We start from the raw sequence: 17,290 nt of genomic DNA on the forward strand, positions 1-17,290 counted from the left end.
GGGATTTCATGCAGCTAGATACTTTTTTACATCATCTCCATTTCTCTATTGACGAAATTATGCCGAATCATGAGGTGGACTGGAAAGACGCACCGCTTCCTTATAAATTATATCGAAATGTTCCTACCATCCCGCTCTCCTTAGAAATCCCATTATCTTTATCGAACTCTTCTACTACACCTACTTTAGATGAGATTGGTCACTACCTTTGGTATTCATTTGGTGTAACACAATTATGTCAGCTAAATAGCGAGAGAAATGTATTACGTAGATCCATTCCTTCAGGCGGTGCCTTATACCCGAATGAATTGTATATCTATTTAAAGATTGACGATTATCCAGACGGCATTTACCATTATGACGCCGCGCATCACCGACTTATTTTACTTCGCGAAGGAAATTTCGATTCTTATTTGGCAGACGCACTCGGTAATCGCTGTAATATACATGATTGTTTCGGTGCTGCATTCGTATCCACTATGTTTTGGAAAAACTTCTTTAAATACAATAACTTTTCATATCGACTTCAAGGATTAGATAGCGGGGTTCTCATTGGACAATTGCTAGAATGTACAAAACAGTTCGGTTATACGAACGGCGTATACTTTCAATTTCTAGACCGTGCACTGAACCATTTACTCGGATTGTCAGAAGGTGAAGAAAGTGTGTATGCCGTTATTCCTTTAAGTACAGAACCAGAAACTAATTGGTTTCACAATAATTACCGTGAAAATAAAATAGTTACTTCTCATGAGTTGTTGCAACAAATTCCGCCGCTCGCACATGAACATTTCGTTCGCTCAAAACATGTAGGTGAATATCCGATGATAACAAAAATAAATGAAGCTTCTATGATCGAATCGACAGCACACTTCCAAACGCTACATCATGAAGAGCACTATCAACATAATACGTACGCTGTACAGCTACCGAAAGTAGAACGGTTATCGTATGATTTCCTACAACTTTGTAAAAAACGATATTCTCCTGATGCGGACTTTATTTTAACGAAATGGGATGCAGCCGAGCTCGCTACTTTACTACAAGAAGCGAGCCTCTCCTTCCCCTATTACAACGACCTTGACGGTAAGTATACAAATGAAAATGCACGCGTCTCCTTATATGGATGTTTTTATAACGTGAAAAATATTGAAAACGGAGCTTACGCTTATAACAGTAAAACACATTCCATACAACCAATTCGATATGGAGACCTTCGCTACCCACTTCAGTCTAGTATGACGATGGATAACGTAAACCTTTTTCAAGTACCACTTTGCTTACATGTAGTCGGAAAGAAAGATTATTATACAAATGCACTAGGCTATAGAGGGTACCGTATTCATCAAATGGAAGCAGGTATACTCGTTCATAAACTCGTTTTTGCAGCGACCGCGATGGGGATGGGCGGGCATCCTTTACTTAGTTTTGATACAAATTCATGTGATCAATTGTATGGAATAGATGCTGGGAATGAAACATCTCTTATTCAAGTTCCAGTCGGGGCATATCGGGCGCGGAATTGGTTAAAAGGGGCTTTGCATAGTTAAAAGCACGCCGATGGACGGCGTGCTTTTTTACTAGATTAACTTAAAAATACTCTTAATTTGTCTAGCAAATAACCAATTTTTCGTACCGTAGTTATCATTTAAACTATCTAAATTAATAGATTGTCCGTTAGCAAACTTTAATTCTAACGTAGTATTTTTGTCATTTGTTTTTAAGTTACTATTTGTAATGGCATCATACTTTAATTTTTCAATCTCAACATATTCGTCTTTTTCTTGTCCAATCACGACATGGTCTTGAAAGAAGAAAAAGACTTCTACTTTTTTACCGAAACAAAATACATTTTTCGTATAAATTAATGTCGCGTTATCAAGTCCGACACATACTTCTTTCATTTCTTCCACAACGTGTCCAAAGTCTTCTTCATGTCTTGCATTTGATTCAGCAATCCATTCTTCAATTGTTTTCATGTTAATTGCCATACTGCGCCCCCTGGTTCGTTCATTGCTTCGTTTAAAAAATAAATACTATATGAAAATATAAGCGATACGTACTATGTTTTCAAGGGGGAACGGTATATTCAAAATAAAGTGAAACTTTATTTACTCCCTCATTGTAAAAAAATAGCACTTTAAAAAGTGCTATTCTGCTCTCCTTGCCGCTTGCTGAATTGGATCCCAAACGCTGTTATATGGTGGTGCGTAACTTAAGTCGACGTCTTCTAAATCATGAATGCTCATTTTATTGAAAAGCGCCATCGCAATCACATCAATACGTTTATCTACGCCTTCTTCTCCAATTACTTGCCCGCCCAATAATTGTTTCGTATCGGAGCGATATAGTAATTTCAAGTAAAGTGGTTTTGCATTTGGATAATAGCCCGCCATATTTGTAGAATCTACTTTGACCGTTTTATACGGAATGTGTAGCCCTTTCGCTTCTTTTTCATTTAAGCCTGTTCTTGCGAGTGTCAAATCCATAAATTTAATAATGCCTGTGCCTAACGTACCTTTAAAAGCTCTTCGTTTATCAAGCATATTCAGTCCAGCAAGTCGCCCTTGCTTATTGGCTGTCGTTCCGAGCGGGATATGATCATGAATTTCCTTTATAACGTGGTAATGTGTTGCGCAATCACCGGCTGCATATACGTCTTGCACATTCGTTTGCATATATGCATTTACTTCGATTGCTCCTTTATGATTCTTACGTATATTTGTCCCTTCAAGAAAATCAGTATTCGGCTTCACTCCAACCGACACTAAAACAAGATCTGCTTTATACGTACCTTTATCCGTTTCGATTGCTTCTACTCGTTCATTTCCTTTAAATGCTTTTACATTTTCATTCGTTAAAATTTCAATATTGTGTTTATCTGCTTCTTTATGTATATATTCAGCCATATCTGCATCATAAATCGTACCGATATGATCATTTCGCTCAATCATTCTTACTTTCTTACCAAGTTCGACGAATGTTTCTGCCATCTCTAGTCCGATTGCACCACCGCCAATAATCGTTACATCTTCAACTTTATTCGTTTCTAGCGTTTTTAATATACGCTCAGCATCCGGAATTGTTTTTAAAAGATGAACGCCTTGTAATTCCCGTCCTTCCCATTCCGGCATAACAGGACGTACCCCGGTCGCAATTAATAATCGATCGTACGAAAATTCAAAGACATCTTTCGTCTTTGTATGCTCTGCGTACACCATTTTCTTTTCCGTATCTACTTTCGTTACTTCATGACGCACTTTCGCATCAATTCCATATTTCTCACGAAACGTCTTCACGTTGCGCGCGATTAACTTTTCAGTTGAAGCGATAGCACCACTAATGACATACGGTAATCCACACTGAGCATACGAATAAATCTCACCTTTTTCTAAAGTTACAACATTTGCATTTTCATCGTTTCTAACAATTTGCATCGCTGCACTCATACCAGCTGCATCTCCGCCAATAATGACATAGTTCACTTTACCACTCCTTCTTTTTTACATACTCTTTACGTTTTCCATATTTTATAGAAATAACACCTACTTCCATTGTAAAGAAAGAGAATTTCATCTTCAAATTTTGTGCACAAACTTATGTATGAATAGGTACCTGTCGTGTCTTATAAACAACATGTTTAATATCCTATAACAGTAACCAGTTGAAAGTAGGTGAAACATACATGTGCGCCGGCCTTCTCGTCCAGCTTCCAGAGGAACCGATAGAACCGAAACCCGCCCTCCCGCTTGAACAGGAGTTTACCGTTAGTGTAACTTTATACAGTGCTCGTGCTTGGTTATCTGACAATGACACTTTCTCACAAACTATTTGGAAAGCTACCCGCTTCGCTTCTGCATCACATGCTCGCAAGGCCATCTTTCCAGTCGGTACTGTTAAAATTATAAATTTTTCTGACGATACAATAACAGTTACTGCATCATCAGAATCAGATGATACGCTTAAAATAATCGTCCCTCCTCATTCCGAAGCTGCTTTAACGTCTAGTTCTTTATCTCATGTGCAAGCCAGTACATCAGGAGGGGCAAGTAAAGTCACATTTCTCTTTCATATCTTTTTCTCTAGGGAACCTCGTCCAGCCAAATAACGATAGAAAAGGTACAGTAATATACACTGTACCTTTTTCACGCGCTCTATTCTCTTGATTTAATTAGTTCAATATTATAAGTTTCGATATCTGTTAACTTTCCTGTAAAATAAGGATTTTCTCTATACCAAGACTGTTTTGCAAAATACGCTTGCATATCTTTCGTTTGAAAAATATGTCCATGCCTTGCATATATTTCATTTCTAGCAATTTTCAACTGTTCTTTCGATAAATATGTTAAATCTGTGCTCGTTAATTTTCGAATATCACTATCAGGAAAGATGAAACCATTATATACATACCCAGTCGCGGGCGTTGGAGTAACATTATAAACAACTGTTTTTTCTGCACTTTTCGTTTGGAATGGAAGATTATAAGACGAAAGTGCCGTTACCGTCTCTACTTTTGTCGTTTCCCGTCCACTTTCTCCATTTCGTTCTAAATAAATTTTCGCGCTTCCATCAGTCGCTACAGGCCCCCATGTAATTTCTTCTCCTGCGAGCGCTGTAACTGGTTTTTGATTTACGTACAATGTTGCACCAGGCGCGTTCGTTTGAACTGTAATATATTGACCTTGCAACGTTAAATCTATCGTTACGTTATTTTGGCTTTGTTTCATAAGTACAACCTTTTCCTCACGTGATAGTTTTACATAGTCATTTTTATATTCTGATTGAAACACTTGATTTCCCGGAAGAAATGGCCCATATTGCTTCTCAAACTTTTTGTCATCTGTCTTATCAATTTCTTTTCCGTTCATTTTTAACGATACGTCTTTTTCATTTGTAAGCAAAGTTGCATAGTACGTCTTCGCTTTCAATTTATATCGATCAAATATAAAGAAATACTTTCCGTCTTTCGTTAATGAAAAATCAGCTCTTTCTATTCCGTCCCGTTGTTTTTCACCTTGTCTCAAATATTCTTTTAATTCATTCACGTAAGATGGATTTTCTTTTATATATGAAAATAGAGGCGTTACGCTCTCTCTCGTTATCATAACCGATGGATCATCTGCCGTAACGATCTCAGCTAATTTCTCTCCGTCCCTCTCTTGTAAAATCGTAATCATCCGGTCTACTTGTGCCACCTGCGTATAATACGACAATCCGTACAAATACAATCCAATAATCGCTATAACAAATAGCGCTAACAGTGTAATGCCAACTTTTGCACCACCGCTCATGTTCTTCTTTACTACAGAACGTCCCCTCTTCGTCCCGCAGTTTTGACAAAACTGCACACCATCTTCAAACTGAACTCCGCACTTTGTACATACATTCATCCAGTCAACCACCTTTTCATTAGAAGCCAGTTATTCCCTGTGTTAAGGCTTGAATTATCGTGCTAATGTAAGACCAAAGTACAATGAATGTTGCAATTCCAATTAAAACATTTGCAATAATAAGTGTGTAAACGAGATCTAATCCGCCATTGTCTAGCTTTAATACGGCTACAGTTATACTAATCCCTATATAAGTTGCAGCTACGGATAATAATATCGGTAAGAAAAAGATTAATAAGAAACTAAAAAGAAAAGAAAGGACTAATATGACAATAGCCGGCGTCGCTATCGTTCCCCATATACCGAATACTTCAAGAAACGAAAAAGATGATTTCATCATCTTACCACTTACAAAAATAATAAATCCGACAAATAAAGTTAAAATTAATAAAAAGAAAAAGACCGTTATAGATTCTACAAAAAACGTGGGAGTAGATATATCTGGTGCAAATGTTCTCGTAACTGCTGATGCTGCACTCATCATTCTATAAAAAATACATGCTCCTAAAAAACAAATAAGAACAAGACTTACAATTCCATTTCGTACTTCAATAGCGCCGCTTTGCATAATTGCTGTCGGTGCTTGTAATGCATGTTTAAAAAATTGAAAATAGCCGCTCGCAAACCGCTTCGCTTGCTCTACCGTTTCATTTGGCCGAGTTTCCTTTGCTTGTGTCGCACGTGCTTGTTCCGGCCCTTCTTCTTGGCCACTACTTGCCACTACTTCTTCCGTTAACGAATGTCCACAATTCCCGCAAAATTTTGCCTCCGCTGCATTTTCTGTATGACATGACGGACATTTCATTCTCTTATCCCTCCTTAAGCATATACCATATAGGGTGTTACAAATTCAATATATGAATTTGTACATAAAACATGACTACAAGAAAAAGATTCTCAAATCCTTCTTCCGAAAGAAAATATATGTGCTAGTAATCTTGAAAAAAATGCTATTATGAAACAGAATAAATAATATTTTTAACAGATTGGATGACTGGCAATGGAATTGGGAAACTCAATTTTTCAAATACTCCTTACAAGCGTAATCCAATTATTATCTTTAATTGGCGTTATCATTGTAATTGGATTTCTATTAGGCTATTTAGAATCTCTCACACGCATGTATTGGTCGAGAGCTTTTGGAAGAAAAGGATTCCTATTAACGGCTTGGATTGGTGTTCCTATTCACGAACTTGGACATGTCATTATGTGCGTGCTGTTCCGTCATAAGATTGTAGCAACGCAGTTCTTCCCGACAGATACAAGCCAAGGGGCTTTAGGTTACGTACAACATCAATACAATCAAAAAAGTGTGTATCAACGGATTGGGAATTTCTTCATCGGCATTGGGCCTATTATTTCTGGTATTACTGCACTAATCCTTTTAATGCGCTATTTCGTACCAGAATCATATTTTTTATTTAATACAACTCTCGAAAAAACGATTGCTTCTACTTCTATTAATGTAGAAATGATCCAAAACATGCTCTTGTCGACGTTTGTATTATTGAAAAGCTTATTTACAATCGGCAATTTATTGAATCCTTCCTTTTGGTTATTTTTATTTATCGCCATTTGCATTTCCGCACATATCGCTTTAAGTAAACCAGACATTAAAGGATCAATAGACGGTGTTATCGTCATGTTTATCGTTTTATTTTTATTCAACATCATCGCGGGACTGTTTCAATACGACAGTAACCAGCTAATTGGACAGGTTATGAAATATAATATGTATCTCATTGCGTTTTCTAGTGTAGCACTGCTTTTCTCTTGTATTTCTACACTTGTTAGTTTTTCGTTTTATAAAATAAGAAGAGGGCGTTCTTTTTAAACGCCCTCTTCTTATTAATTATTCCCCTTATAATCACAATGCTCAACAGGAACGCGAGCATGCCCTTCTTCATCGGTACACCATGACTGTGATTGGAATGCAAGAAAGATACCAATCCATTCTTCTTCCTTTTCAAAGTGAATGAGTATTCCTCCGTCTTGCCATATGCCATCATCACCTTGCCATTTTTCTACATTCCCTTGATTCATATGAATATCATGTATACCGTTTCCTGGTTTGAAACGAAAATAGGAATCTGGTGTATTTTCTTCTGGTCCCCATCTTTCACCAAACGCGTAAATAATTGCTTTTTCTTCTATTGCTCGTTTTATATAACGTTCTATTTTTTCATTTAAATCATTATCTGCTCCTGCTTTTTCGGGAGGCAAAGGAATCATTTGATTTGAGTCAAATAGATTTCCTCTTACATAATCTAAAGCTACTTTCGGTTCATTGTTTTTTATTTCTGTAAAACCGAATGGTAATGTCGGTAAAATATGAATCGCCTCTGACTTAATATTGTTACTCGCAAAATATAAAACTTCTGACGGATAGCTTTGCGATTTTACGTTAATTGCAATACGATAATTTACTCCTGTCTCGCCCTGTAAATGAACTTGATAATGAGGTGTTTTCCCTTTTCCAATCTTTGATTGTATAACTGTACCTTTTAACACACCGTAGTTTTTTAGGGGCATACATTTCATCTCCTATTCATCTAGTAGAAGCTATTCATATTTAAATCATTATCCACTCATAAAAAAAATCCTCCTATGTTAGGAGGATTTTTAATTTCTCAACATATACCAAACAATAACTTCTACCACTACAAGCAAAACCGCACCAAAGATCATTAACGTCGTCTTCTTTAATAGTTCATTTTCACGGTAAGGGATATTACATAAGTAAGCACCTAGTGTAATCCGTGATGGACAAGCAATTGTCGCTACTGATGATGCGGTGTTTTGAAGTGTTGTGACATATTGCCACGGGAGTGCTACGTTTTGTGCGGTTTGCATTTGTAGTTTTATAAACATTGCATTTGATCCTGCGTTACTACCTGTTAAAAATCCACCAATAGCGCCAATAAACGGGGCAACGAAAACGAAAAAATTTCCAAACGTTTCACCAGCGGTTTTTGCAAGTAATAAATGCATACCAGATGCACCCATTAGTTCTGAAATGGCGATAAACATTGTCGTCGTAATCGCAAATGGAATCCATTGTTTTATCGTTTGCGAGAGTGATTGTTTAATAATATGAGATGGTATCCGGAAGAAAATAATAGTAAATAAGCAAGTCATACCGAGCCAAAATCCTGGTGAATATAGTAACTCTAGTTTGTAAGAGTATGATTTCAAATCAAGAACCGCATATGATCTGAACAAATCATGTAATGCTGGAACGAGGCGAGAAAGTAAAATACAAACTGTTAGAAATATATAAGGGCTAATAATTTTTATAATGGATACTTCTCTCTCCGTTGCAGCCGCATGTTCTGTTATAAGATTTTGCCCACTTTTTCCTTTTAATTTAATGATAAAAAAGCCAAAGGTAATCGTAACGATAGAACTTAATATCCCGGCTAGTTCAACACTTACGTACGCATTAGAAAGATAGATTCCGAGAGAAAATAATAGAAAGAACCCTACTCCTTCTTTCCACTTTTCTATAACCGCTTGCCAGCCGCCAACGACGTGTAAAGAAAGAATAACGAAGTAAGCAAACATCGGAATACTTAATAGCGCTGTATTTGTGCCAAGTGTTGTAAGAGGCATATTTATTAGCTGCGAACCGATAATCGTACCAGTTGCCATTGCGCCCCATGAACTAGCTAGTAAGCCGATGAATGAGAGTAGTACAGCTTGAAATGGTTTATACCCTAGTGAAAGAAAAATAGGTGCTGCAACCATAAAGCCAATACCGAATCCACTTACTGATTCAATAAGCGGGCAAATGCCAAAACACATAAGCAGCATTTGTAATAAGCGATCCTGAGTAACTGCTTCTAGAAAACGTGCTACTTGATCGATGTACTCCATTTTGTTCATGAGGTGAAATAAAAAAATACCGAAAAATAAAACGTACCCGACAATAAAACAAATTAACCATCCTTTAATCGTTGCGTGCACAGTTTCACTCATCCCTAATTGAAACATTGGCGAGAGTAAAACAATTCCAACAGACACAGCATAAGAAATTAACGAGGACCTTAATGACGTTTGTTTAAATAAAAATAAACAAATGAAAATCATCATAATTGGGATAAGTGCCAACAATATGGCCATGTTATCATCTCTTTTCATTAAAAATACAATTTTTAACTATTATATAACAGATGCCATAATTTTCAATTGTTTTTACAACAGATTCAAAAAAGGAACCAAACGGCTCCTTTTTATTCACTCCCATTTTCTATTATCCTGAAAAACTGTCTGCTTTCCGACTATTTCTTTCAACACAACAAACACAATGTAAGTACATATTGCTTGCAATATAATATTCCAAAATTTCATTAATGCAAATGAATGAATCCGTAGAAATAATTCGTTTAATAATACAATCGAAACGATACTAAATAATTCTATACTAATCGAAAATAGACATATTTCTAAAATAGACTGTTCTTGAATGCGATTTAAATTGGAAAAGATGAATACATACCCTAAAAATAGAGCCATTAACTCTATTTTCGTCATGCTAATGAGCCAAGCGTATAGCGGTACAGTTAAAAATAGATATAGTAGTTTACGTCTTAGCATGCCTTCTCACCCTCTGAATTATATGTATTTTCTGTATATTTTAACATTTATTACGCAAAACAAAAAGAAGAGACTACGCCTCTTCTTTTTGTTTTGTTGCCTGTATTAATTCACATATTTCTTCTCGTTTTTCATTTTCTAACAGCTCAATCACTTTACTTCCAACGACAACTCCGTCGCATATTGTAACCATTTCTTCTATATGTTCTTTTGTTGAAATGCCGAATCCAGCGACTACTGGTAAGTTGACGTGTGATTTTACTTTTTCTAAGTAACTATGAATCTCCTCTTTAAAGTTTTGACGTACTCCCGTTACGCCCGCTACTGTAACAGCATAAACGAACCCTTCTGATTCACTCGTAATTTTTTCAATTCTTTCAATAGGACTCGTTACGGTAACGAGTGGAATGAGCGCAATGTTTGCCTCTCGAAGTAACGGCGCAATAATATTTTGTTCTTCATACGGTAAGTCTGGAACAATAATACCATCCACACCGGCCTCTAAGCACTTCTCTACAAATCGTTCTTTTCCGAATGCAAGTACTGGATTTAAATATGTCATGAGTACAAACGGAATTTGCACTTCTTTCCTTACCTCTGCTAACGCTTGAAAAATGCCTTTTAATGTTACGCCGCTATCTAGCGCTCGCTTTCCTGCTCTTTGAATCGTTGGGCCATCCGCGACTGGATCTGAAAACGGAATACCAATTTCAACGATGCTTGCTCCAGCTTCATCTAAAAAACGAATTCTTTCTTTTAATTTTTCAAGGCCGCCATCTCCGCCCATTACATACGGAATAAATGCTTTCTTGCCATTTTCAAACGCTGCTTTAATTTTTTCTACTCCCATTTTTTACACCTCTTCCATATAACGTTTTATACTCTCTACATCTTTATCCCCGCGGCCTGATAAACAAATGACAAGCCCTTCGTCTGTCTTCATTTGCGGCGCTAATTTTAATGCGTATGCGACAGCATGTGAACTTTCTAACGCCGGGATAATGCCTTCTTTTTTCGTTAATAATTGAAATGCTTCTAATGCTTCTTCGTCTGTTATCGACTGATAAGAAACGCGGCCAATATCTTTTAGCAAACTATGTTCTGGACCAACACCTGGATAATCAAGTCCTGCTGAAATAGAGTGTGCTTCTTGAATTTGCCCTTCTTCATTTTGCAGAAGATACATCATTGATCCGTGCAGGACACCAACGCTTCCTTTCGTTAAAGTTGCTGCATGCTTTTCTGTATGAACGCCTTTTCCAGCTGCTTCTACGCCGTAAAGAGCAACTTCTTCATCGTGTACGAACGGATAAAACATCCCCATTGCATTACTACCACCTCCAATACAAGCAACGACTGCTTCTGGTAACTTTCCTTCTAACGCCTCATATTGTTTTTTCGTTTCATTTCCAATTACACTTTGGAAATCACGTACAATTTGCGGGAATGGATGTGGTCCGAGAACAGATCCCATAATGTAGTGCGTATCATGCACATGTGAAACCCAGTAACGAAGCGCCTCGTTTACCGCATCTTTTAATGTACCACTACCTGCCGCTACACTTTCTACTTTCGCTCCGAGTAATTCCATTCGGAACACATTTAATTTTTGACGTCTTACATCTTCTTCTCCCATAAAAATGACGCATTCTAATCCGAGAAGAGCACATACAGTAGCTGTTGCCACTCCGTGTTGTCCAGCTCCTGTTTCAGCGACAACTTTTTTCTTGCCCATTCGCACTGCAAGTAGTGCCTGACCGATTGTATTGTTAATTTTATGAGCTCCTGTATGATTCAAATCTTCACGTTTTAAATAAATCTTTGCACCTCCGCAATACTTCGTCAGATTTTCAGCGAAATAAAGCGGTGTTTCTCTTCCGACGTACGTTTTTAAATAATGATTTAATTCCTTTTGAAATGCCTCATCTTGCATCGCTTCTTTATATGCTTCTTCTAGTTCTAGTACAGATTGCATTAACGTTTCTGGAACGTATCGTCCTCCGTATATACCGTAATGTCCTTTTTCATCTGGATATGCGTAGTTCATTTGGAACACTCCTTCGCTTTTATAATAAATTGTTTTATTTTCTCTACATCTTTCTTTCCTTCTGTCTCTACTCCGCTGCTCACATCGACCATATAAGGCCGAACAGTTCGAATTGCTTCTTCTATATTAAGAGCGTTTAATCCACCAGCTAATATCGTTTTCTTTCGCAATTCTTTTGGCATATGCCCAAGTAGTTCCCATGAAAATGTCTTTCCATTTCCTCCATGAAACTTTTCTTTCGGGCTATCAAATAATATATAATCCGTTTCATACCCTTGAGCGTTTTTCATATCACTTTCTGAAGTTACTCCTAGTGATTTTATAGACGGAATATTCAATCTTCTGATTTGATAATTATCTTCATCTCCATGTAGTTGTACATGTGTTAACCCGCACTCATCTGCAATTTTCTGGATTACTTCTACTGATTCATTTACGAAAACACCGATTTTTAACACGTTGGCTGGAAGCTCCTGAATGATTTCTTCCGCTCTCTTTGGAGTGATTTTCCGCTTACTTTCTGCAAAAACAAATCCGAGTGCATCTGCGCCGTATTCGCAAGCACGTTTTGCTGTTTCCATATCAGTGATGCCGCAAATTTTCACTTTCATATATTCACCTTACAGTCTTCAAAAAAGTTACTAATAGAAGATGATGTCATAAGTGCCTCTCCAATTAATACACCTTTTGCTCCTGCTTTTTTAACACGAATAATATCCTCTTTTAAATGAATCCCGCTTTCACTAATCCAAAGTAGTTTCTCCTCATTCAATCTTTTTCCAAGCTTTTCAGTTTGGCTTAAATCTACTTCGAACGTTTTTAAATTACGATTATTAATGCCAATAACGTGCGGATTTAATACAATCGCAGTTTCTAATTCCTGTTCATCATGAACTTCAACAATCGCTTCCAATCCTTTTTCTAACACGTAGCTATACAACTCTTTTAACTTCTCTTTCGTTAACGCTGCTACAATTAGTAAAATAATATCTGCTCCCGCTTCATACGCTCTATCGATTTGAATCTTATCGATTATGAAATCTTTACATAAAAGCGGAATGTTACTTTCTTCTCTTGCTGTTTGTAAATCGTGAAACGATCCTTTAAAAAATTGACCATCTGTTAAAACAGAAACTGCTCCTGCACCACATTTCTCATATGTTCCCACTTGTTTTCGTACGTCAACGTGTAAATTGATATCTCCTTTTGATGGTGATGCTCGCTTTACTTCTGCAATGACAGTAAACTGCTGTAACGCTTCTACAAGTGAATGTGCCTTTCTTTTTGTTTTTACTGGTGTATATATTTCATATAACTCCGCAACTTCCTTTTTCTTCTGTTCTACAATTTTATCTAAAATCGTCCCCACTTTAGTTCACCCTTTCTAATTTTTCGTTGCTTGCTGCAATTAATAAGTTTAATTTGGTTAATGCTTTTCCAGAGTCGATGCTATGTGCCGCGAGTTTAATTCCTTCTTCAATCGTTTCCGTTTTTCCATTTGCGAAAAGAGCTAGACCTGCATTTAATAAAACGGTATCGCGGTAAACACTCTTTTCTCCGCTCAATACTTCAAGCGTAATCTTTGCATTTTCTTTTGAATTCCCCCCTCTAATTTCTTCATTTTTCACTCTTGAAAAACCATACTTTTCTGGATCAATACTCATTTCTACTATTTCATTATCTTTTAAAATGACAACGTGATTTTCCCCTTGTAATGATGCTTCATCTAAAAAACCACTTCCATTTACGACAAGCGCTTGTTTCCGGCCTAACTTTTGTAATACTTGTGCAACTGGTAATAACATATCTCGTTTATAAATACCGACAAATTGTGTTTCTAAATTCACTGGATTTGTTAAAGGGCCAATTAAGTTAAAGATCGTCGGTACGTTTAATTCTTTTCTTATTTTCATAATGCGCCTTAGTGCTGGATGCATCGCTGGTGCAAATAAAAATGCAATACCTACATGCTCTAGTAAATAATCAATTTCGCTTGGCGTACTGCTAATATTTACACCGAGTTCTTCTAATAAGTCTGCACTTCCTGTTTTACTAGAAACAGCACGATTACCATGTTTTGCAACCTTTACACCTGCTCCTGCCAGTACGAATGCTGATGTTGTGCTAATATTAAACGTTTGAGCACCATCGCCACCCGTCCCGCAATTATCCATTGCTCCTTGTATATGGTTCGAAAACGGCAATGCCTTTTCGCGAAGAGCTCGAACGAGACCGTATATTTCTTCTGCAGTTTCACCTTTCGCTTTCAGTAAGACTAAGAAAGCTGCAATTTCACTTTCTAATATGTTTTCACTTAATAAAAGTAATCCTGCTTTATACATTTCCTCTTCTGTTAAATGTTGACCCTCAACTAATTTACGAAGATAGTTATTCATACTCTTTCCTCCTCTTTTACTTCTGTTAAAAAGGCACGTATTAACTTTCCGCCTTCTTCTGTTGCGATTGATTCCGGATGAAACTGTAATCCGAAGAGCGGATAATAATTGTGACGGACTGCCATTATTTCTCCGTCGTCCATCGCTGTCGCTAATATGTCAAAGCACTTTGGCAAGCTCGTTTGCTCTGCAACAAGGGAATGATAGCGCATCGCCGTTAGCGGCTGTGTAGCGTATGAAAAGATTGACATTCCGTTATGTTTCACACGCGATGTTTTTCCATGTTTAATACGTTCTGCTCTAACAATGTCTCCTCCAAATGCAGCTATGATCGCTTGGTGGCCAAGACAAATCCCTAATATGGGAACGTTCTTATAAAAATGACGGATGACGTCGATACAAATGCCAGCATCCTCTGGTTTTCCTGGTCCTGGTGAAAGTACAATTCCTCTTGGATTCATCTCTTCTAACTGTTCTATCGTTATTTCATCATTTCTTACAACTACAATTTCTTCTTCATGTTCGCCTAACAGTTGATACAAGTTATATGTGAACGAATCGTAATTATCGATAAGTACAATCATTTCATTACCTCCAAAAGCGCTCTCGCTTTATTTAATGTTTCTTCATATTCAGCTACTGGATCTGAATCGTAAACGACTCCTGCTCCTGCTTGAACGTATGCTTTTTCATCCTTTACGACCATCGTTCGAATGGCGAGCGCCATATCAAGATTTCCTGAAAAACTAACGTATCCAACTGCACCAGCGTATACATTTCTTTTTTCATTCTCTAGTTCATTTATAATTTCCATCGCTCTAATTTTCGGAGCTCCAGAAACCGTCCCTGCTGGTAAGCAATACGCTAACGCATCAAATCCGCCCATTTGTTTTCGCAATGTTCCGTAAACTTCAGATACAATGTGCATAACGTGAGAGTATTTTTCTACTTTCATATATTTATCTATCGTAACCGAGCCGATTTCGCTCACTCTACCAATATCGTTTCGCCCAAGATCTACAAGCATCATATGCTCTGCTCGCTCTTTCTCATTGCCTAACAGTTCTTTTGCGATTTCCTCGTCTTCCCTCTTCGTTTTCCCCCTCGGCCTTGTACCAGCAATTGGATTCGTCATCACTTTATCCTCCCTTACTGATAGTAAACTTTCCGGCGAAGAACCGAGTACAACATAATCTTGAAAATCGATATAGAACATATATGGTGATGGATTTGCAATTCGAAGTTTTCGGTATAACCCGAATGGATCCCCAATACATTCACTTTGTAAACGCTGTGATAGTACGACTTGGAATATGTCTCCCGCTCTTATATATTCTTTCGCAATTTCTACCATCTCACAAAACTCTTTTTCCGTTATAGAAGAAGTAAATGATAATTTGGATTGTATTGCATTTACTTCAGCTTCTTCTCCTTGTAGCACTTCCTCTTTGTATACTCGCATCCTTTCGTATACTTCCTCATAATCTGCTGAATCATCTTCCCTGCATACATATACAAACGACAACTTTTGGCGTAAATGATCGTAAACGATAAACTCACGATATAGTAAAAGATGTACTTCCGGAATATTTAATGGGTCGTGTAAATCCGCTCCAATGTTTTCATACTGCCGAATGACATCATATCCAATATAACCAACTGCTCCTCCGCAAAATGGAAATGGACTGTCTACTTGTGATGGTGCGATTACTTCTTCTAACACTTGCAGTACGTTACCTTGTAACTTTTCTGCCCGGCCGTAAATCGTTCGTTCCACTTCCGTACCAACGCTTTTCACTTCTCCATAAGGATTACATCCTAAGTAAGAATAACGCCCTTTATCTTGATGAAGCTGTGAACTTTCTAATAAGAATTTCTTCTTCCCTTTCATACGTCTATATAAAGAAATTGGCGTAATGCTATCTCCTTCTTCTTCAGTGATTACTAAAAATGTCTTTCTCTCTCTTTTTTGTTTTATAAATTCTTCTTTCGTCATCATGTCCTTCACCTCGCCCTGAAAAATAAAAAAGTCCTCTACATATCGAAAATATGTAGAGGACGATAAATATACCGCGGTACCACCTCGTGTTGGATGCAAAAGCATCCCGCTTTGTTCAGGTACAAAATTTATACCTTATCCTTGTAACGGCGGAACCCGGGTTGCCTACTGAAAATAATTGTTCAGCATACCTCTCGTAAGCCCATTCCGTATATGGCACCGTACCGGGCTCCCACCTATTCCCGGCTCTCTGTAACGTCTCCAATATACGTACTCTTCTTACTTAAACGATTTCATTTATTTAATTTTTTATACACAAAAAGGGAGTACTCATCCTATAGAAAGGACGGGTACTCCCGTGGTGCCACCTTAATTCGTTACAAATGTAACGCACTTTACCGTATCAAAAACAATACGTGTCTCTTGTATCGATGAGATCATGTCGCCAAAGCCTACTTCTTTCGTTTCGGTTTGGAAGCTCCGAAGCCCATTCCACATCAATTCCATACTGATTCGCACCAACCATCAGCTCTCTGACATGTTCATCATGTGTACTCTTCTTCATCAACGCTTGCATTTTTTTAAGTTGCACTCATTATAGACCTGACTTTTTTCACAAGTCAATACTTTTTCAAAAATTTTATTTTTCTTTCCTTTCAATATTATATTGACAAAACAACCTCTTTTTATGTAAATATAATAAATACTCTATTAAAAATAAGGTTTTTTGTATGAATATTATATATTAAAAAAGTAAAATGACATCGAAAAACGCTTACATTTCTGAAAATTCATATTTCTATATGGATTTTTCAGAATAATCATGATAGATTATAAAGTGAAACTTTAATCAGTAGGGGTT

Annotated in this window: 17 protein-coding genes and 2 other annotated features; of the genes, 3 read left to right on the top strand and 14 right to left on the bottom strand. The window is 37.2% G+C overall.

Annotated elements, in window-relative coordinates; all coding sequences use genetic code 11:
- The first annotated feature begins 8 nt into the window (after positions 1–8).
- Positions 9–1,550, top strand: coding sequence for a SagB family peptide dehydrogenase (locus HMPREF2590_RS04025; RefSeq protein ID WP_001175540.1), 1,542 nt, complete (start codon positions 9–11; stop codon positions 1,548–1,550).
- A gap of 30 nt (positions 1,551–1,580) precedes the next feature.
- Here HMPREF2590_RS04025 and HMPREF2590_RS04030 read toward each other — a convergent pair whose 3' ends face one another.
- A complete protein-coding gene (locus HMPREF2590_RS04030) occupies positions 1,581–1,991 on the bottom strand; it encodes a DUF3908 family protein (RefSeq protein ID WP_000996782.1) in 411 nt (136 codons plus the stop codon).
- 159 nt (positions 1,992–2,150) lie between these two features.
- Positions 2,151–3,485, bottom strand: coding sequence for a CoA-disulfide reductase (locus HMPREF2590_RS04035; protein ID WP_001110239.1), 1,335 nt, complete (start codon positions 3,483–3,485; stop codon positions 2,151–2,153).
- A 200-nt stretch (positions 3,486–3,685) separates the two neighbouring features.
- Here HMPREF2590_RS04035 and HMPREF2590_RS04040 point away from each other — a divergent pair, with 200 nt between their 5' ends.
- Positions 3,686–4,108, top strand: coding sequence for a hypothetical protein (locus HMPREF2590_RS04040; RefSeq protein ID WP_004419419.1), 423 nt, complete (start codon positions 3,686–3,688; stop codon positions 4,106–4,108).
- 46 nt (positions 4,109–4,154) lie between these two features.
- On the opposite strand, the gene HMPREF2590_RS04045 is transcribed toward HMPREF2590_RS04040, so the two are convergent.
- Complete coding sequence (locus HMPREF2590_RS04045) at positions 4,155–5,390, bottom strand: TcaA 3rd/4th domain-containing protein (RefSeq protein ID WP_050821714.1); 1,236 nt, start codon at positions 5,388–5,390, stop codon at positions 4,155–4,157.
- Between the two features lie 19 nt (positions 5,391–5,409).
- A complete protein-coding gene (locus HMPREF2590_RS04050; protein WP_050821713.1) occupies positions 5,410–6,195 on the bottom strand; it encodes a zinc ribbon domain-containing protein in 786 nt (261 codons plus the stop codon).
- Positions 6,196–6,390: 195 nt separating this feature from the next.
- On the opposite strand from HMPREF2590_RS04050, the gene HMPREF2590_RS04055 reads away from it, so the two are divergent.
- Positions 6,391–7,224, top strand: coding sequence for a hypothetical protein (locus HMPREF2590_RS04055; protein WP_050821712.1), 834 nt, complete (start codon positions 6,391–6,393; stop codon positions 7,222–7,224).
- A 14-nt stretch (positions 7,225–7,238) separates the two neighbouring features.
- On the opposite strand, the gene HMPREF2590_RS04060 is transcribed toward HMPREF2590_RS04055, so the two are convergent.
- The 10 genes from HMPREF2590_RS04060 to trpE all read right to left on the bottom strand — a co-directional run bounded on the left by HMPREF2590_RS04060 (position 7,239) and on the right by trpE (position 16,428).
- Positions 7,239–7,922, bottom strand: a complete 684-nt coding sequence (locus tag HMPREF2590_RS04060) for a DUF2278 family protein (protein ID WP_001128614.1) — start codon at positions 7,920–7,922, stop codon at positions 7,239–7,241.
- A gap of 90 nt (positions 7,923–8,012) precedes the next feature.
- Positions 8,013–9,512 carry an L-lactate permease gene (locus HMPREF2590_RS04065; RefSeq protein ID WP_000996250.1) on the bottom strand — a complete coding sequence of 500 codons (1,500 nt, stop codon included), beginning with the start codon at positions 9,510–9,512 and terminating at the stop codon, positions 8,013–8,015.
- A gap of 114 nt (positions 9,513–9,626) precedes the next feature.
- Positions 9,627–9,986 carry a DUF4029 domain-containing protein gene (locus HMPREF2590_RS04070; RefSeq protein ID WP_000946130.1) on the bottom strand — a complete coding sequence of 120 codons (360 nt, stop codon included), beginning with the start codon at positions 9,984–9,986 and terminating at the stop codon, positions 9,627–9,629.
- A gap of 73 nt (positions 9,987–10,059) precedes the next feature.
- The gene (trpA, locus tag HMPREF2590_RS04075) at positions 10,060–10,836 is read right to left on the bottom strand and encodes a tryptophan synthase subunit alpha (protein ID WP_000537824.1); all 777 of its coding nucleotides are present in this window, start codon (positions 10,834–10,836) and stop codon (positions 10,060–10,062) included.
- 3 nt (positions 10,837–10,839) lie between these two features.
- On the bottom strand, positions 10,840–12,033 hold the full coding sequence (trpB, locus tag HMPREF2590_RS04080) for a tryptophan synthase subunit beta (protein WP_001105017.1): 1,194 nt from the start codon (positions 12,031–12,033) through the stop codon (positions 10,840–10,842).
- Positions 12,030–12,644, bottom strand: a complete 615-nt coding sequence (trpF, locus tag HMPREF2590_RS04085) for an N-(5'phosphoribosyl)anthranilate isomerase (RefSeq protein ID WP_000865118.1) — start codon at positions 12,642–12,644, stop codon at positions 12,030–12,032. The genes trpB and trpF overlap by 4 nt, the downstream gene beginning before the upstream one ends.
- Entirely contained in the window at positions 12,641–13,402 is a 762-nt protein-coding gene (gene trpC / locus HMPREF2590_RS04090) for an indole-3-glycerol phosphate synthase TrpC (protein ID WP_000536696.1), read from the bottom strand. The genes trpF and trpC overlap by 4 nt, the downstream gene beginning before the upstream one ends.
- 1 nt (position 13,403) lies before the next feature.
- Positions 13,404–14,429, bottom strand: a complete 1,026-nt coding sequence (gene trpD / locus HMPREF2590_RS04095) for an anthranilate phosphoribosyltransferase (RefSeq protein WP_001067368.1) — start codon at positions 14,427–14,429, stop codon at positions 13,404–13,406.
- The gene (locus HMPREF2590_RS04100; protein WP_000636318.1) at positions 14,426–15,013 is read right to left on the bottom strand and encodes an aminodeoxychorismate/anthranilate synthase component II; all 588 of its coding nucleotides are present in this window, start codon (positions 15,011–15,013) and stop codon (positions 14,426–14,428) included. The genes trpD and HMPREF2590_RS04100 overlap by 4 nt, the downstream gene beginning before the upstream one ends.
- Positions 15,010–16,428 (bottom strand): anthranilate synthase component I, encoded by a 1,419-nt coding sequence (trpE, locus tag HMPREF2590_RS04105; protein WP_002098705.1) that lies wholly within the window; start codon positions 16,426–16,428, stop codon positions 15,010–15,012. Before trpE ends, HMPREF2590_RS04100 begins: the two co-directional genes overlap by 4 nt.
- Positions 16,429–16,480: 52 nt before the next feature.
- Positions 16,481–16,725 (bottom strand) — a binding site (T-box leader).
- A gap of 42 nt (positions 16,726–16,767) precedes the next feature.
- Positions 16,768–17,005: a binding site (T-box leader), on the bottom strand.
- Between the last annotated feature and the right edge of the window lie 285 nt (positions 17,006–17,290).

It is taken from the genome of Bacillus sp. HMSC036E02 (genome assembly GCF_001836235.1).
Taxonomy (GTDB): domain Bacteria; phylum Bacillota; class Bacilli; order Bacillales; family Bacillaceae_G; genus Bacillus_A; species Bacillus_A cereus.

Excerpts from the sequence above, each read along its gene's own strand:
- HMPREF2590_RS04070 (WP_000946130.1), bottom strand. The coding sequence starts at position 9,986 with ATGCTAAGACGTAAACTACTATATCTATTTTTAACTGTACCGCTATAC.
- HMPREF2590_RS04055 (WP_050821712.1), top strand. The coding sequence starts at position 6,391 with ATGGAATTGGGAAACTCAATTTTTCAAATACTCCTTACAAGCGTAATC.
- trpA (WP_000537824.1), bottom strand. The coding sequence starts at position 10,836 with ATGGGAGTAGAAAAAATTAAAGCAGCGTTTGAAAATGGCAAGAAAGCA.
- HMPREF2590_RS04025 (WP_001175540.1), top strand. The coding sequence starts at position 9 with ATGCAGCTAGATACTTTTTTACATCATCTCCATTTCTCTATTGACGAA.
- HMPREF2590_RS04030 (WP_000996782.1), bottom strand. The coding sequence starts at position 1,991 with ATGGCAATTAACATGAAAACAATTGAAGAATGGATTGCTGAATCAAAT.
- trpB (WP_001105017.1), bottom strand. The coding sequence starts at position 12,033 with ATGAACTACGCATATCCAGATGAAAAAGGACATTACGGTATATACGGA.
- HMPREF2590_RS04045 (WP_050821714.1), bottom strand. The coding sequence starts at position 5,390 with ATGAATGTATGTACAAAGTGCGGAGTTCAGTTTGAAGATGGTGTGCAG.
- HMPREF2590_RS04040 (WP_004419419.1), top strand. The coding sequence starts at position 3,686 with ATGTGCGCCGGCCTTCTCGTCCAGCTTCCAGAGGAACCGATAGAACCG.
- HMPREF2590_RS04100 (WP_000636318.1), bottom strand. The coding sequence starts at position 15,013 with ATGATTGTACTTATCGATAATTACGATTCGTTCACATATAACTTGTAT.
- HMPREF2590_RS04065 (WP_000996250.1), bottom strand. The coding sequence starts at position 9,512 with ATGGCCATATTGTTGGCACTTATCCCAATTATGATGATTTTCATTTGT.
- HMPREF2590_RS04060 (WP_001128614.1), bottom strand. The coding sequence starts at position 7,922 with ATGCCCCTAAAAAACTACGGTGTGTTAAAAGGTACAGTTATACAATCA.
- trpF (WP_000865118.1), bottom strand. The coding sequence starts at position 12,644 with ATGAAAGTGAAAATTTGCGGCATCACTGATATGGAAACAGCAAAACGT.
- trpE (WP_002098705.1), bottom strand. The coding sequence starts at position 16,428 with ATGATGACGAAAGAAGAATTTATAAAACAAAAAAGAGAGAGAAAGACA.
- HMPREF2590_RS04050 (WP_050821713.1), bottom strand. The coding sequence starts at position 6,195 with ATGAAATGTCCGTCATGTCATACAGAAAATGCAGCGGAGGCAAAATTT.
- trpD (WP_001067368.1), bottom strand. The coding sequence starts at position 14,429 with ATGAATAACTATCTTCGTAAATTAGTTGAGGGTCAACATTTAACAGAA.